Source organism: Gammaproteobacteria bacterium (assembly GCA_022340215.1).
Lineage (GTDB): Bacteria > Pseudomonadota > Gammaproteobacteria > JAJDOJ01 > JAJDOJ01 > JAJDOJ01.
The window spans coordinates 17975-33376 of the sequence record JAJDOJ010000054.1 but is presented as its reverse complement, the minus strand read 5'-3'; the positions used below and the strand labels follow the sequence as shown (position 1 = coordinate 33376).

The 15402-nt window shown below is 64.2% G+C and carries 12 protein-coding genes; 3 read left to right on the top strand and 9 right to left on the bottom strand.

Annotation, left to right across the window (positions count from 1 at the left end; genetic code table 11):
• Nucleotides 1–213: 213 nt before the first annotated feature.
• The 7 genes from LJE91_03960 to LJE91_03930 form a co-directional block, all read right to left on the bottom strand.
• Complete coding sequence (locus LJE91_03960; GenBank protein MCG6867895.1) at nt 214–825, bottom strand: transglycosylase SLT domain-containing protein; 612 nt, start codon at nt 823–825, stop codon at nt 214–216.
• Between the two features lies 1 nt (nt 826).
• Complete coding sequence (locus tag LJE91_03955; protein ID MCG6867894.1) at nt 827–1057, bottom strand: DUF350 domain-containing protein; 231 nt, start codon at nt 1055–1057, stop codon at nt 827–829.
• Nucleotides 1058–1130: 73 nt separating this feature from the next.
• The gene (locus LJE91_03950; GenBank protein MCG6867893.1) at nt 1131–2411 is read right to left on the bottom strand and encodes a replication-associated recombination protein A; all 1281 of its coding nucleotides are present in this window, start codon (nt 2409–2411) and stop codon (nt 1131–1133) included.
• Nucleotides 2412–2470: 59 nt separating this feature from the next.
• Nucleotides 2471–5212, bottom strand: coding sequence for an EAL domain-containing protein (locus LJE91_03945; GenBank protein MCG6867892.1), 2742 nt, complete (start codon nt 5210–5212; stop codon nt 2471–2473).
• A 7-nt stretch (nt 5213–5219) separates the two neighbouring features.
• Entirely contained in the window at nt 5220–6206 is a 987-nt protein-coding gene (locus LJE91_03940; GenBank protein ID MCG6867891.1) for a hypothetical protein, read from the bottom strand.
• 29 nt (nt 6207–6235) lie between these two features.
• Nucleotides 6236–6910 carry an outer membrane lipoprotein chaperone LolA gene (gene lolA, locus LJE91_03935; GenBank protein MCG6867890.1) on the bottom strand — a complete coding sequence of 225 codons (675 nt, stop codon included), beginning with the start codon at nt 6908–6910 and terminating at the stop codon, nt 6236–6238.
• A gap of 132 nt (nt 6911–7042) precedes the next feature.
• The gene (locus LJE91_03930; GenBank protein ID MCG6867889.1) at nt 7043–9298 is read right to left on the bottom strand and encodes a DNA translocase FtsK 4TM domain-containing protein; all 2256 of its coding nucleotides are present in this window, start codon (nt 9296–9298) and stop codon (nt 7043–7045) included.
• Between the two features lie 477 nt (nt 9299–9775).
• On the opposite strand from LJE91_03930, the gene trxB reads away from it, so the two are divergent.
• From trxB to aat, 3 genes are read left to right on the top strand one after another with little or no spacing between them, the layout of a single operon-like run.
• The gene (trxB, locus tag LJE91_03925; GenBank protein ID MCG6867888.1) at nt 9776–10750 is read left to right on the top strand and encodes a thioredoxin-disulfide reductase; all 975 of its coding nucleotides are present in this window, start codon (nt 9776–9778) and stop codon (nt 10748–10750) included.
• 39 nt (nt 10751–10789) lie between these two features.
• Nucleotides 10790–12037, top strand: a complete 1248-nt coding sequence (locus tag LJE91_03920; GenBank protein ID MCG6867887.1) for a GNAT family N-acetyltransferase — start codon at nt 10790–10792, stop codon at nt 12035–12037.
• Nucleotides 12038–12039: 2 nt separating this feature from the next.
• Nucleotides 12040–12786 (top strand): leucyl/phenylalanyl-tRNA--protein transferase, encoded by a 747-nt coding sequence (gene aat, locus LJE91_03915; GenBank protein ID MCG6867886.1) that lies wholly within the window; start codon nt 12040–12042, stop codon nt 12784–12786.
• Between the two features lie 14 nt (nt 12787–12800).
• Here the strand turns inward: aat and thrC are convergent, their stop codons facing one another.
• Both thrC and LJE91_03905 read right to left on the bottom strand, forming a co-directional pair.
• Nucleotides 12801–13880 (bottom strand): threonine synthase, encoded by a 1080-nt coding sequence (gene thrC / locus LJE91_03910; GenBank protein ID MCG6867885.1) that lies wholly within the window; start codon nt 13878–13880, stop codon nt 12801–12803.
• 77 nt (nt 13881–13957) lie between these two features.
• Complete coding sequence (locus LJE91_03905; GenBank protein MCG6867884.1) at nt 13958–15268, bottom strand: homoserine dehydrogenase; 1311 nt, start codon at nt 15266–15268, stop codon at nt 13958–13960.
• Between the last annotated feature and the right edge of the window lie 134 nt (nt 15269–15402).

Sequence of the window (15402 nt, the reverse complement as noted above, 5' to 3'; positions counted from 1 at the left end):
TCGCTACGTTGACGCGCGGCACACCGCTGGTCGAACTCGACCGGTCGGGAAAGTGGGTCAGGATCGGACTGGCCGGCCGAAGACAGACGGGCTGGATCTATGCACCGCTACTGGAAAACGGATTCGGGAAATAGCTGGTGGTCTGCGCTATCGCTTGTCCACCCTACCTGTATGTTTTAACAGTTTGGCACGGGGCGCGCCCCCGGTACAGGCTCATTGCTCCCTGGCGAGGTATTTCTCCAGACCGCGCAGCCGGCGTTCTTTGCCGTGCATCAGCTTGTTGATGTGGCCGACGTAGTTGCGGGTCTCCCGGGGCAGCCTGGACTGGATGTCTTCCCAGTCGGGTTTCTCCTTGCGCGTGCGTTTGTAGGCCTTCAATACGCCGCCGTATCCGGCGTTATAACCCGCCAGTGCCAGGAACAGTCGGTCCCTCTCCGGCATGGGATCTTTCCATTTCCGGTACAGGGACCTGTCGTAGAAGATCCCGGCCGCGATGTTCCACTTTGGATCGCTGACCTCCTTGAACGCCGGGTTGATCGCCTTGATCTCCTCGAAGGTGCTGGGCAGGATCTGCATGATGCCGACCGCGCCGGCCGCGCTGCGCACCTCGGGACGCAGGCGTGACTCGACGATCCCCTGGGCCTTGAACCAGCGCCAGTCGAAATGCGGACCGAAGTAACGCTTGGCGTATTTGCGGAAGAACGGGTCGTACTGCGTCGTCCAGCGTGGCGAGTCGACCGAGACGTCCTTCACCGAGACGTCCTTCACCGAGGCGGACGCACCCAGGCAGAGGACCCCGAACAGCAGCGGCAGGAGCCGCTTCACGTCAGTTCAGCCCCAGTCCGATCACCAGTCCGAGCGCGGTGCCGATGCCGATGAAGATCCCCATGACCATCAGCCCGACAGCCACGTTGCCCTTGGCGAGCTGATCGCCGATCTGGAAGGACACGACGTGACTGAACAGCTTGCATCCCGCCCACATGAATCCCAGCGTCAGGGCACCGCCCATCACCGCATACAGAAAATTCAGCACAATGGGGTCGAGAGAATCGCTCATGTCACCTCCGTGGTGATGCCTTCAGGATTCGGATCATAGCGCCCGTTGGTGGACCGCGCTCTGCGCGCCCGCCCTACCCGGCCGGCGCAGCGCGGTTGCGCTCCCGGATCCAGGCGAGCTTTTCCTGGATCTGCTTTTCCAGCCCGCGCGGCACGGGTTCGTAATAGCGCCTGTCCCCCAGTTCCTCGGGGAGATAGTGTTCCCCCGCTGCCAGCGCGTCGCGTTCGTCGTGCGCGTAGCGATACCCCTTGCCGTAGTCCATTTCTCGCATCAGGCGTGTCGGGGCATTGCGAAGGTGCATGGGTACCGCCAGGCTGCCCGAGCCACGCGCGTCTTCCATCGCCGAGCCGAAGGCCCGGTAGACCGCGTTGCTCTTGGCCGCGCACGCCAGATAGATCACCGCCTGGGCGATCGCCAGTTCCCCTTCCGGCGTGCCCAGCCGCTCCCAGGTCTCCCAGGCGTCCAGCGCCAGGCGCAGGGCGCGGGGATCCGCGTTGCCAATGTCCTCGGACGCGATGCGCGTGACCCGTCTTGCGATATAGGCCGGGTCGCAGCCGCCGTCCAGCATCCGGCAGACCCAGTACAAGGCGGCGTCGGGATCCGATCCGCGCACGGACTTGTGCAGTGCCGAGATCTGTTCGTAGAAGATGTCGCCGCCCTTGTCGAAGCGGCTGACGTCATGGCGCGCCACTTCGGCGATGACCTCCGCTCCGATCACCCTGCGGCCGTCGCCGGACTCGGTGGCCAGGTCCGAGGCGATCTCCAGCAGGTTGCAGGCCCGCCGCGCGTCTCCATCGGCGGCCTGCGAGATCCGGTCGCGCAGCGTCGGGGCCATCTCCAGGCCCTGCGCACCCAGACCCTGGTTCGGATCCGAGAGCGCCCGATCGATCACCACGCGGATATCCGAAGGGTCCAGCGGTTTCAGGATGTAGACGCGCACACGGGACAACAGGGCGTTGTTGAGTTCGAATGACGGGTTCTCGGTGGTCGCCCCCATGAAGATCACCGTGCCGTCCTCGATGTGGGGAAGGAACGCGTCCTGTTGCGCCTTGTTGAACCGGTGCGCCTCGTCCACGAACAGCACGGTGCGCTCGCCGCGACCCTGCAGCGCCTCGCGCGCGTCCGACACGGCGCCGCGGATGTCGCGCACCCCCGAGGTCACCGCCGACAGGGTCGCGAATCGCGCATGGCACTGCACGGCGATGATGCGCGCCAGCGTTGTCTTGCCACTTCCCGGCGGACCCCAGAATACCATCGAGTGCAGCCGGCAGGCGTCAATCGCGCGTCGCAGCGAGCGCTCCTCACCGAGCAAATGACGCTGTCCGACGAACGAATCCAGGCTGCGGGGCCGCATGCGGTCGGCAAGCGGCCTGCCGGGATCATCCCTTATTGCCCCCGCGCCCGTCCCCCCGGTCACGCCGACGAGCCCACGCCACCAACCGGCACGCAGTCCGAGACCGGCCCCGGGCGGTCGATAAAGTACCCTTGAGCGAAATCGATCCCCATCGCGCCCAGCATTTCTAGGGTCTCGGCGTCCTCGACGAACTCGGCGATCGTGCAGATCTTGAGGGAATGTCCCACCTTGTTGATCGCCTCCACCATCGACCGGTCGATGGGATCCAGCCGCATGTCGCGAACGAACTCACCGTCGATCTTCAGGAAATCCACCGGAAGCTGCTTCAGGTAGCCGAACGAACTGATGCCGGAACCGAAGTCGTCGAGGGCGAACCGGCATCCCCGCTCCTTGAGGGTGCGCATGAGTTCGAGCGCCTCGGCGAGATTGGAGATCGCGGAGGACTCGGTCACCTCGAAGCAGAGCCTCGAGCCGTCGATGCCGCTGCGCTCGATCTCGGCAACGATAAAGGACTTGCTGGCGGGGTCTCCCAAAAACTGGCCCGAGAGATTCATGGCGTAAAGCATCCCGACGCCGGCCTCGCCCTCCCCGGACGCCGCCATCTCGGCGACCGTCGCGATGACGCGTGAGACCACCCAGCGATCGATCTCGACAATCATGTTGTAGCGTTCTGCCGCCGGCAGGAATGACATCGGCGGGACAATCTCCCCCTCGGTCGTCTCCATCCTGAGGAGAAACTCGACGATCCCGCCGGGATGGCAGCCGGAATCCAGGTTTTTTATCTGCTGGCAGAAGAGCCGCAGGCGGTCCTCGCGCAGCGCCGTCTTGAGCCGCTGGACCCACTGCATCTCCTTGTGTCGGTGGCTGATGGCAGCATCGTCCGGGCTCGATACGTGGACCGCGTTGCGGCCCATGTCCTTGGCGATGTAACACGCCGAATCCGCGGCGCTGAACAGCTCGGTCAGGTTGGCGGTCGTTGCGTCCATGGCGACCACGCCGATACTCACGCTGACGTCGTAGATCTTGTCCTTCCACGAGAACCGGAAGGACCCCACCGCCTGGCGCAGCTTGTCGGCGATTCGCCTCGCAGTCTCGATCGAGCAGTCCCGCAGCAATACGCCGAACTCGTCCCCCCCCAGACGCGCCACGGTGTCGGAACTTCGTACGGTCTGTTCCAGGAGGCTCGAGAGCTGTTTCAACAACTGGTCTCCGGCGATGTGGCCGCTGGTATCGTTGACCACCTTGAACTGGTCCAGGTCCATCACCAATAGCGCATGGGCGGTGTTGATGCGGCGCGCATCCTCCAGCGCCATTGCCAACAGCCGCTCGAACTCCTGCCGGTTGATCAATCCGGTGAGCGCATCGTGACTCGCCTGATAGCGAAGCTTCTCGGTGAGTTGTCGCTCGACGCCGACATCCCGCAGCACAAACACCATGCCGATGATCTCGCCGCTTGCATCCTGCACCGGTGCGACCGACTCGTCGATCGAGACGACCGTGCCGTCGCGCCGCACGAACTTCTGACCATCGTCGTCGGCCTCTATGCTCTCCATCGCATCGCTCGCCAGAAAAACCCCGGACGCGAATCCGCTCTGCTTGTTACCGACATTGATCACCGAGGCAACGGGGTGCCCGACGGCCTCGGCCCGGGTATACCCGGTGAGTTTCTCCGCCGTCGGATTCAGGTATTCGATGTTGCCGTCCATGTTGGTCCGGACCACGGCGTCACCGATGGAATGCAGGGTGACCTCCGCACGCTCCTTCTCGGCGAACACGGCTTCACGTGCCCGCCGTTCCTGGATCTGCACGATCCGGCGCTCGCGCAGGGCGAACACCGCCACACCCACCAGCAGCGCCGTGGAAAGGAGCGGCATCAGCAGGATGACGAGATTGAAATCGCGCACAGCGGGCGTCTCGGTGAACGACACCCTGAATACGCCGTTGTACGTCGGGAACGCGTAGGTCTGTTCCATCACGGGCAGAATCGCGCGATGGCTGCGCCCGTTTCCAGCATGATCGAGTACCGTGACCGGATCGCCACTGCCCGAGAGATCCAGCTCCAGGCGCATCCCGATCCGGGGAAAGTCTGTCTCGATGAGCTTGCCGAGGTACGTCATGTCGATCTCCATGATCACGAGACCGGCGGCATGCATGTCGCGGTCGGCAGCGCCGGGAGGCAGCCTGCCCTTGTACACGGACTTCAGAAGGGTGTACCGCTGCGCATCGGTCCGGGGCGCCAGAGCCTTGGCAGTCACCACTTCGCCGGTGTGAATCGCCAGCGCGATGGCGCCGCACATCCCGTCCTCGGTCGAGATGTCCAATCCCAGAAAACGCGCCGTAACAGGGGTCAGGGGTTCGATGATCACAACGGGGTAATAGACCGGTTGTTCACCTGAAGGGACCCGCGTGCCATCCGCGGAAAGGGTCGAAATGCGAAACTGGGGAAAGCCGTTCTTCCGCATGTTTTCCTCGAACCCGTCGCGCTCGGAGCGGAGGATCTTCGGCAGGTAGCGTACGGTACGAACGAACGGATACTTCTCGATCACGTCCCCGCTGAACAGAGAGAAATCCTGGGGCACCTCCGGACTCCGCAGGTGCCCCAGGCCGGACATCGCGGTGAGCAGGGCCTCCTCGCTCTCGAGCTGGCTACTGAAACGCTCGGCGATCCGTTGCGTGTCGCTATGGAACCGCCCCAGGAGCTGGTGTCTCTCGAATGCCAGCGAAAACGCCAGCGCGGCGAAGATCGCCAAGGCGATCAGAACGCCGAGGGCCAGACGCTCCCCCGGCTTGAAGACGGTCATGCGGAACCTATCGTCCAATTCCGGATACCCACTTGGCACCGTGTACGATCCGGAACGGCAGGTGGATGTGCCCCGCGGCCAGCAAGCGGGGATTGATCCAGATGTCCCAGCGCCGGTTAGCCACGACCGGGTAATCGGCGGGGTCGCCCCCGTCGAGAATCCTGACCGCGAGTTGTCCGGCCCACTCGCCCTGTTCTTCGGGAACCTTGGTGTAACCGATCATCGAGTACGGCGTCATCGCGCGGTAGCTGGTGACGCTGAGGCTTCGGGTATCGCGCAACAGCGCCTCGCCGACCGTTTCCGGGTCCCAGTCGTCGATCCCGGACCGATTGCCGACGATCAGGAAATCGAGTTCCTGCGCCTTGCGGTACGCCTCAATCCATTGGGCCGTCGTGGACACCAGCGCGGCCTCGAGGTGCATGCCCTTTTCCTGCGCGATTTCGCGGGTACGCTCGAGGTTCTTACCCTCGGTCAGGGTGTCCGCCCCGAGGTACATCGCGTTCTGCGCCGCGGGGAGAAGCTGGCGAACCAGATCCAGCAGGGAAGCCACCGGCGCGACTTCCACCATCCCCGTCGCGTTGGTGTACGGTAAACCGTACTCCTCCACGGTCCAGTTGATACCGCAGAACACCACCGGCAGGTCGAGGCCTCGGAGCCATGGCATCACCAGGTATCGCGCGGCGTTGTCGTCCGCCGCGATGACGACGTCGGGCTTCCACTGCTCGATCAGGTCCCGTGCCTGCTCACCGGCCCGGGCGCTGGCCTCCGGCGCCCGGTTGCGTTTCGCATCCATGTAAAACACCCGCAACACGCAGCGGTTGCCCAACGCTTGCCTGAGGCCGTCCTCGATACCGTCGGACCAGTGGTTGCCCCGATGATACGAGGAGACGAACAGGCAGCGCGCCTCGCGTCCTTTCGCTCCGGCGGCCAGCGCGATCCCGGCCGAGCCCGCCAGGGACATGAACGAGACCACCACCAGAAACGCCTTCGACACGGTCCACCGCCCCCTGGCGTCCCGGCCGCTCAATCGGCGACACCGATGACATCCACGCCATCAGGGACCTCGAAGCGGAACAGCGAGGGGGAAAGCGGCGAATTGGTCCGCAGATCGTTGAATTCGATGGTGGTCGTCTGACCGAACTGGTCGAGCAGTTTCATTCTGCGGATCCCGGCGTCGTCGAGCCCGAACTCGACGCGAAGGAACTCCGTGTCCTTTACCTTCGGCTCCAGGACGACCCACTCCAACCCGTCCCGCCGGCCGGCGCTCGTGATCCGGAACTGTTCCTCCAGGGTGCCGCGGCGATCGAGCAGCGCAATCGGCGCCGCGCCCAGGGCCTCGCCCTGCGGTTTGACGGTGACCTGCTCGAGTTCCTCGTCGTAGAGCCAGAGCTTCTCTCCGTCGGCGAGTATGAGCTGTGGGAAGGGTTCGCGATATTCCCAGCGGAAACGCCCGGGTCGCATCAGCAGGACGTCGCCCGAGGACTTCTGCAGCAGCTTGCCGGATTCGTCTCGGACCTCCTGGGAGAATGTCGCCTTCAAGGTTTTCACGTCGTTGAAGAAACGGTCAAGACGGGTATCGCCCCATACCGCGAGCGGCAGCGCCAGGAGCAGAATCAGAATCGGCAATGGCCTGTGTTCCTCTACCCAGGGACTGAAGCCGGTGCTACGCCACGAACCATTGCGAACACTATGCGCCATCTATGCTTGATTCCTTTCCGTTCATCAGGGTCGCGGCGGAGCCGCGGGCATTCGGCATCGAGGCAAAGCCTCGATGCCAGATAGATAAAACCAGTCACCGAGGCAGAGCCTCGGTTCCAGATAAGATCCCTGTCAGTCGCCGACCGGCGGTGGCGCGAGGACCTCGCGGCCGCCGTTGGCCTGTACCGGGCTGACCACGCCCGCCATTTCCATGTCCTCGATCATCCTGGCGGCCCGGTTGTAGCCCACCTTCAGGCGCCGCTGCACGTAAGAGATCGAGGCCTTGCGTGTCTCCGTGACGATGACGACCGCCTGGTCGTAGAGGGGATCGCCTTCCTCGCCCTCAACCGGCTCCAGACCGGGGATGGCGTCACCATTCCCGACCGCGGGTTCCTGCAGGACCTCGTCGATGTAGTCGGGCTCGCCGAGTCCCTTGAGGAAGCTGACGACCCGATGAACCTCGTGGTCGTCGACGAACGCGCCATGCACCCGCTCGGGCAGTGCGGTCCCGGGCGGGAGGTAAAGCATGTCGCCGTGCCCGAGCAACTGTTCGGCGCCCATCTGATCCAGGATCGTCCGCGAATCGACCCGGGAAGAGACCTGAAATGCGATTCGCGTCGGGATATTGGCCTTGATCAGACCGGTGATCACGTCCACCGAGGGGCGTTGCGTGGCCAGCACCAGGTGGATGCCCGCCGCGCGCGCCTTCTGGGCCAGCCGCGCGATCAGCTCCTCGACCTTCTTGCCCACGACCATCATCATGTCGGCGAACTCGTCGACGACGATGACGATCAGCGGCAGGGTGCCGAGCTCCGGCGGCGGTGCCTCCGGATCCAGCGCCCCGACCGGGTTGTACAGGGGATCGAGGATCGGCTGTCCGGAGGCCGCGGCCTGGTTGACCTTCTTGTTGTAGCCCGTGATGTTTCGCACCCCCAGCACCGACATCAGCTTGTAACGGCGCTCCATCTCCGCCACGCACCAGCGCAGCGCATTGGCCGCCTCCTTCATGTCCGTCACCACCGGCGTGAGCAACTGGGGCACGCCTTCGTAGACGCTCAGCTCCAGCATCTTCGGGTCGATGAGGATGAGGCGGATCTGCTCGGGGGTCGATTTGTAGAGCAGGCTGAGCAGCATGGCGTTGATCGCGACCGACTTGCCGGATCCGGTCGTGCCCGCCACCAGCAGGTGCGGCATGCGCGCCAGGTCCGCGACCACGGGGCGGCCACCGATATCCTTGCCGAGCGCCAGGGTGAGCGGCGAACGCGAATCCCCGTACTTGGCGGTGTCGAGGATCTCGCGCAGCGTGACGATCTCCCGGTTTTCGTTGGGGATCTCGAGGCCCACCACGGACTTGCCCGGGATCACCTCGACCACGCGCACGCTGGTGACCGACAGCGAACGCGCCAGATCCTTGGACAGATTCGTGATCCGGCTCGCCTTGACCCCTGCCGCCGGCTGGACCTCGAATCGCGTGATCACCGGACCCGGGTGCACCTCCACCACCTCCACCTCGATCCCGAAATCCAGCAGCTTCAACTCCACCTGTCGCGACATCGCCTCGAGCGCCGCATCCGAATACCCGCCGCCGGATTCCCTCGGGGAGTCCAGCAGCGACAGGGGCGGCAACTCGGTCTCGCCAGGGGCTTCGAACAGGGGAATCTGCTGCTCGACCCTTTCGCGGGACGCGGGTTTCTCATCCGAGCTCAGCGTCGGCTCGACGCGCCGGGGTTTTCGTTTGCGAGCCCGCGACTTGTCGGCCTTGACCGCGGCCTTGCGTTCTACGCGCGCCTGGCGACCCGCCTGCCGATCCTTCAGGATGCGCATGGCGCCCAGGGACAGGCCCGCGAGTTTCATCACCTGGCCGCCCAGAAGGTCGGCCAGTCGCAGCCACGAGAGACCCGTGAACAGGGTCACCCCCGCCAGGAAGAAAGCCAGCAGCAGCAGGGTCGTGCCGACGAAACTGAAGGCGGGCACCAGGCCCTCGCCGACCAGCTCTCCGAGCAGCCCCCCGGCACCCATGGGAAGCCCGCCGGTAGAGAAATGCAGGGTCGCCAGACCGCAACCGGCGGCGACGGTGACGAAGAACCCCGCCCAGCGCAGGGCTAGTGCGCGAAAGTCGACACCACCGCTGTCGCTCTGCTGGCGCACCACCAGCCAGCCGCTCAGCGCGACCATCACCGGGGCGAGATAGGCGAGATAACCCAGGAGGAAGAAAGATACGTCGGCGAACCAGGCCCCGGCGACCCCGCCGAGATTCGCCACCGAACGAGGGTCTCCGGTGTGGGACCAGCCAGGGTCCCGGGGGTCGAAGCTCAACAGGGACATCAGCAGATAGATGGCGAGCGCCGCGAACAGCACCGCGGCCCCCTCACGCAGATGTCCCGCCATGCTCACGTGCACCTTGCCGCCGCGGGATTTTATCGGTGTGGCCTGCGCCATGATCAGTCGCTGTCCGGACCGGCGTCGGATTCCCCTGGGCATTTCCCGGCGCCGGCCGGCCTGAGCGGCTTTCGGGAGTCCAGTGGAGTTGATTTAGTTAACGTATTAATAATTTTATTCAACATTCTGATTATTATAGGTTTACTTTGCACAAACTTTCTGCCGATCTGGATGTGACCCCGCCTTGTCGACAAGGCATGGTGTACCTTGCGACCCCGGTCTCACCGGTCGGCGTGCTGGGATCTTGGCGGCATTGCGAGAAATCGCCTGCGAAATCCGGGGCCTCTTTACCACACCTCGCCCCTTTCGTAACATGCATCGCCAGACAGTCGCACGGGGTGCACAACCAGGCTTGTTACGCCGAGGGACCTGACTCGAACCCCTCGGTCTTTCATGACAGTAAGCCACGAACTCGGAGAATTATACATGAGCGAAACCAGGCACAGCCGCGTGTTGATCATCGGGTCGGGCCCGGCGGGATACTCAGCAGCGATCTACGCGGCCCGCGCCAACCTCCGTCCCGTTCTCGTCACGGGCGTGGAGCAGGGAGGCCAGTTGATGACCACGACTGACGTCGACAACTGGCCGGGTGACGTGGAGGGCCTGCAGGGTCCGCAGCTCATGGAACGTATGCTGAAGCACGCGCAGCGTTGCGACACCGAGATCGTCTTCGACCAGATCCACACCGCAGACCTCGCGAAGCGCCCTTTCCGGCTCGAGGGCGACAGCGGCGTCTACACCTGTGACGCCCTGATCATCGCCACCGGGGCATCCGCACGATACCTGGGGCTGGAATCCGAAGAGGCATTCAAGGGCAAGGGGGTCTCTGCCTGTGCCACCTGCGACGGTTTCTTCTATCGCGAGCAGAAGGTCGCGGTGATCGGCGGTGGCAACACCGCGGTCGAGGAGGCGCTCTACCTTTCCAATATCGCCTCCCATGTCACCCTGGTACACCGTCGCAAAGAACTGCGCTCGGAAAAGATTCTTCAGGACAAGCTGTTTGCGAAGGAGCGCGACGGCAAGGTCACCATCGAATGGGACCATGTGCTCGACGAGGTCCTCGGTGACCAAACCGGCGTGACCGGTATGCGCATCAAACACGTCAAGACGGGGGAAACGAAGGACATCGAACTGAACGGCGTCTTCATCGCCATTGGGCACACTCCGAATACCGGGATCTTCCAGGGGCAGCTCGAGATGAAAGGTGGCTATATCACGGTCAACAGCGGCTGCGAGGGAGACGCCACCTCGACCAGCGTCCCGGGTGTCTTTGCCGCCGGAGACGTCATGGACCATGTCTATCGTCAGGCCATCACCTCCGCCGGAACCGGTTGCATGGCGGCGCTGGATGCGGAGCGTTTCCTCGATCAACTGAACCACCACACGCCGCGCATCGCCTGATTTCCTTCCACCCGCGATGCGAACAACGGACCCACCCGCGTGAGCGCCGCCGGACAGGACGACCGGACATCCGAACAAGGAACCCGCTCGCCTGCCGCTGAACGCGAGGCACGGGAATCAGACACCGCCTGTCTGACGGCCTCGATTATCGAGGACATCGCGACCGTCTCCGCTTTGGAATGGAACGTGCTCGACGCAGTGGGCGACCCCTTTCTGAGCCACGAGTTCCTCCTGGCCCTGGAGGACTCCGACAGCGTGGGTGAGAGGCACGGCTGGTACCCACGCCATCTCACCCTGAGGAACGGGAACGGGCGGCTGGTCGGCGCCTCCCCCATGTACCTGAAGGACAACTCCTGGGGCGAATTCGTTTTCGACTGGGCCTGGGCGGACGCCTATCGCCGCCATGGTCTCGACTACTACCCCAAGCTCGTCGCGGGCGTCCCCTATACCCCCGTGACCGGGTCCCGACTGCTCGTCGCCCCCGGCGCCAACCCGGACCGAGTATGTCGGGAACTGATTCGCCAAGGCATACATTACGCAGCAGAATCGGGGTACTCGGGGGTCCACTGGTTGTTCGTCCGTCCCGACGAATCGGAGCTCCTGGCCGAAACCGGACTCATGCGCCGCACCGGGCTGCAGTACCACTGGCACAACCCCGGCTATGCCGATTTCGATGATTTCCTGGCGTCGCTGACGTCCCGCAGGCGCAAGACCATCCGGCGGGAACGCCGGTTCGTCAACGAGCAGGGACTCGCCTTGCAGGTCCGCCACGGCAGCGAACTCGACTCGCGGGAATGGTCGATGGTCTATCGCTTCTACGCATCGATCTATGATCGCAAGCATGGATACGCCTCGCTGACCGAGGCGTTCTTCATGCGCATCGGCCGCACGATGGGCGATCGCGTCGTCCTCGTTCTGGCACTGGACCCGGATCGCCAGCCGGTCGCCTGCGCAATCAACTTTCGCGGCGGCGATGCCCTTTATGGTCGCTTCTGGGGCTGCACGGAGCAGTATCACAGCCTCCACTTCGAGGCCTGTTATTACCAGGGCATCGAGTATTGCATCCGGCACGGCCTGCGCCGCTTCGAGCCCGGCGCCCAGGGAGAGCACAAGATCCCGCGAGGCTTCCTTCCTACTGCGACCTGGTCGGGGCACTGGGTCGCCGATCCCCGTTTTCGCGCCGTGCTGAAACGCTATTGCGACCAGGAGCGGGAACTGATGATGGAGGAGTTCCGCGAACTGATGGCGCGCTCGCCGTATCGCCAGGCCACGGTCCCTGTCGGATAGGGATGAGTATCCCCTGGCTCGATCCTCGGGACCCGGAGAGCGCCTTTCCGCCGGCGGACACGGCGTTGCGTCACCCCGACGGCCTGCTCGCCGCGGGGGGCGACCTCTCGGTAAGGCGATTGCTCCGGGCGTATCGCAGCGGCATCTTTCCCTGGTACGAGACGGGACAACCGATCCTGTGGTGGTCCCCCGACCCGCGCACCGTGCTGCTCCCCAGAGCGGTGCGAATACGGCGCAGCTTGAGAAAACGGCTCAGGAACCGACCCTGGCGGGTCACCTTCGACTGCGCTTTCGATCGAACCATAGCCGCCTGTGCCGGACCGAGGCCCTATGCCGACGGGACCTGGATCACGCCTGAGATGCTCACCGCCTACGAGCGACTGCACGAGGCCGGGCACGCGCACTCCGTGGAGGTGTGGAATGAGGCGGAACGGCTGATCGGCGGGCTCTACGGGGTGGCGATCGGCCGCGTGTTCTTCGGCGAATCGATGTTCAGCCATGAATCCGACGCCTCGAAGGTGGCGCTGGTCCATCTGGCACGCCACCTCGCCGCCTGGCGCTATCCCCTGATCGACTGCCAGTTGTCCTCGCCCCACGTCCTGAGCCTGGGCGCGGTCCCCGTCACACGCATCGAATTCGTCGCCTTTCTCGTACGATACTGCCCCCTGGAAGGACACCCGTCGCCCTGGGAGGTAGATCCCGCCCTCGACGTCGCTGCCTGGGACCCGGGTGCCGGCGGGGGTCAATAACCCCCTCAATGCCTTCAGTGCAGATATTCGACGATGGCGCGGCGCACGCTCTGCAGGTTCGCGTCGATGGTGATCAGGCCGCCCTCGCACTGACGTATGGCGGTGTCCGGGTCCTTGAGGCCGTGACCTGTGAGGGTGCAGACGATCTTGCTGCCTTCGGGGATCTTCCCCGAGGCGATATCCTTCAGCGCGCCGGCCAGCGAGATGGCCGAGGCCGGTTCGCAGAAGACCCCCTCCTTTTCCGTCAACAACCTCTGCGCCGCGAGGATCTCCTCGTCCGAACAATCGTCGAACCAGCCCCCGGATTCCTTCTGCACGTCCCAGGCCTTGTCCCAGCTCTGGGGGTGACCGATGCGGATCGCGGTGGCGACGGTGTCAGGCTGATCCACCATGTCGCCCCGGATGAAGGGGTTGGCGCCGCGCGCCTGGTACCCGACCATAATGGGACGGGTATTGACGATACCGTGCTCGAAGTACTCGCTGTACCCCATCCAGTGGGCGGTGATGTTTCCCGCATTGCCGACCGGGATGCAGTGAAAATCGGGGGCGAACTCCAGTTCCTCCACGATCTCGAATGCCGCGGTCTTCTGGCCCTGAATCCGGAAGGGATTGATCGAGTTGACGATGGTCACAGGGGTATCTTCCGCGACTTCCCGCACCAGACGCATGCCGTCGTCGAAGTTTCCCCGGATCTGGACGACCACGGAGCCGTGCATCATCGCCTGCGCGAGTTTTCCCAGCGCGATCTTGCCGTCCGGGATCACCACGAAGGCGGTGATTCGCGCGCGCGCCGCATAGGCGGCGGCCGAGGCCGACGTGTTGCCGGTTGAGGCGCAGATGATTGCCCGGCTGCCTTCCTCAACCGCCTTGGTGACCGCCATCGTCATGCCGCGGTCCTTGAACGAACCGGTGGGATTGAGCCCTTCGTACTTGACGTAGATCTCGACGTCCCTGCCGATCTCCCGGGGGATATTGTGCATCCGGATCAGCGGGGTGTTGCCCTCGCCGAGGCTGATGATGCGGGTGTCGTCATGTACCGGAAGACGGTCGCGGTACTTGTCGATCAAGCCGGTGTATCGGGGTCTGAACGGCATGCGGATAACCTGTCTTTTTACCTTAATAAGATATTTTATCTATCTGTTTATATATCGGAAGAAGCTCTCGCCCCATCTCATCCCAGGGTTTCCAGTCGAATACGTTCCACCGGCCTGGTGATGGAGTCCAGGTCTTCGATCCGGCCGATGGCGTCGTTCATACGGCGCTCGATGACCCTGTGGGTCAGCATGATGATCGTCGCATCGGATGCTCCGCGTTCCGGTTCCTTCTGAATAATGGCCTCGATGCTGATCTGCAGATCACCCAGGATTCGGGTCACCTCGGCCAGCACACCCGGCCTGTCTTTGGCGCGGAGACGGAGATAGTACGCCGTTTCCACGTCCTCCATTCCGAGGATCGGCAGGTCGCTGATCGCATCGGGCTGAAACGCAAGGTGGGGTACGCGGTTCTCGGGGTCGGACGTGAGAACACGCACCACATCGACCAGGTCGGCGACCACCGCCGAGGCGGTGGGGTCCGCTCCGGCACCGGCGCCGTAGTAGAGCGTCGGCCCGACCGCATCGGCGTTCACCAGCACGGCGTTCATCACGCCGTCGACATTCGCGATCAGGCGCCTGTGCGGGATCAGCGTCGGATGGACACGCAGCTCGATGCCGTCTTCGCGCCGGCGGGCGATCCCGAGGTGCTTGATCCGGTATCCCAGTTCACCGGCGAAAGCCACGTCGTCCGGGGTGATGTTCGTGATCCCCTCGGTGTAGACACGTTCGAACTGCAGCGGGATGCCGAAGGCGATCGAGGCGAGAATGGTGAGCTTGTGAGCGGCGTCGATTCCCTCGACGTCGAAGGTCGGGTCGGCCTCCGCGTAGCCGAGGCGCTGGGCCTCGCCCAGGACCTCGCCGAAGTCCCTGCCCTTGTCACGCATCCCGGTGAGGATGAAGTTCCCCGTGCCGTTGATGATGCCGGCGAGCCAGTGGATAGTATTGCCCGCCAGCCCTTCGCGGATCGCCTTGATGATCGGGATGCCGCCGGCGACGGCTGCCTCGAACGCCACCATCACGCCCTTCTCGCGGGCCCGGGCGAAGATCTCGTTGCCGTGGAGCGCAATCAGCGCCTTGTTGGCCGTCACCACGTGCTTGCCGTTGTCGATCGCGCGCAGGACGAGTTCGAGCGCGAGGTCGGACCCGCCGATCAACTCGACGACGATCTGCACCCCGCGATCGTCGACAACGCGAAACGGATCGTCCGTGATCACCAAACCGCTCGTGTCGCAGGGGCGCCTGCGCCCGGTGTCGCGTGCGGCGGCGGTGGTCACACGGATCCCACGCCCGGCCCTGCGCGCAATCTCCTCGGCGTTCCTCGACAACACATCCACGGTGCCGCAACCCACGGTACCGAGCCCCAACAGACCGACCTTGACGGGATTCAACTCTGCCCTCCTTTTCAGCGGCGCAACCATACCACAACCACCCGTTGTCAGGGCCGGATCAGGCTCGCTTCAACGTGTTTCTGGGGGCGATACCAGGGCTGAGGTCGCACCATCCCGGTGGATCCGCTTCTGTA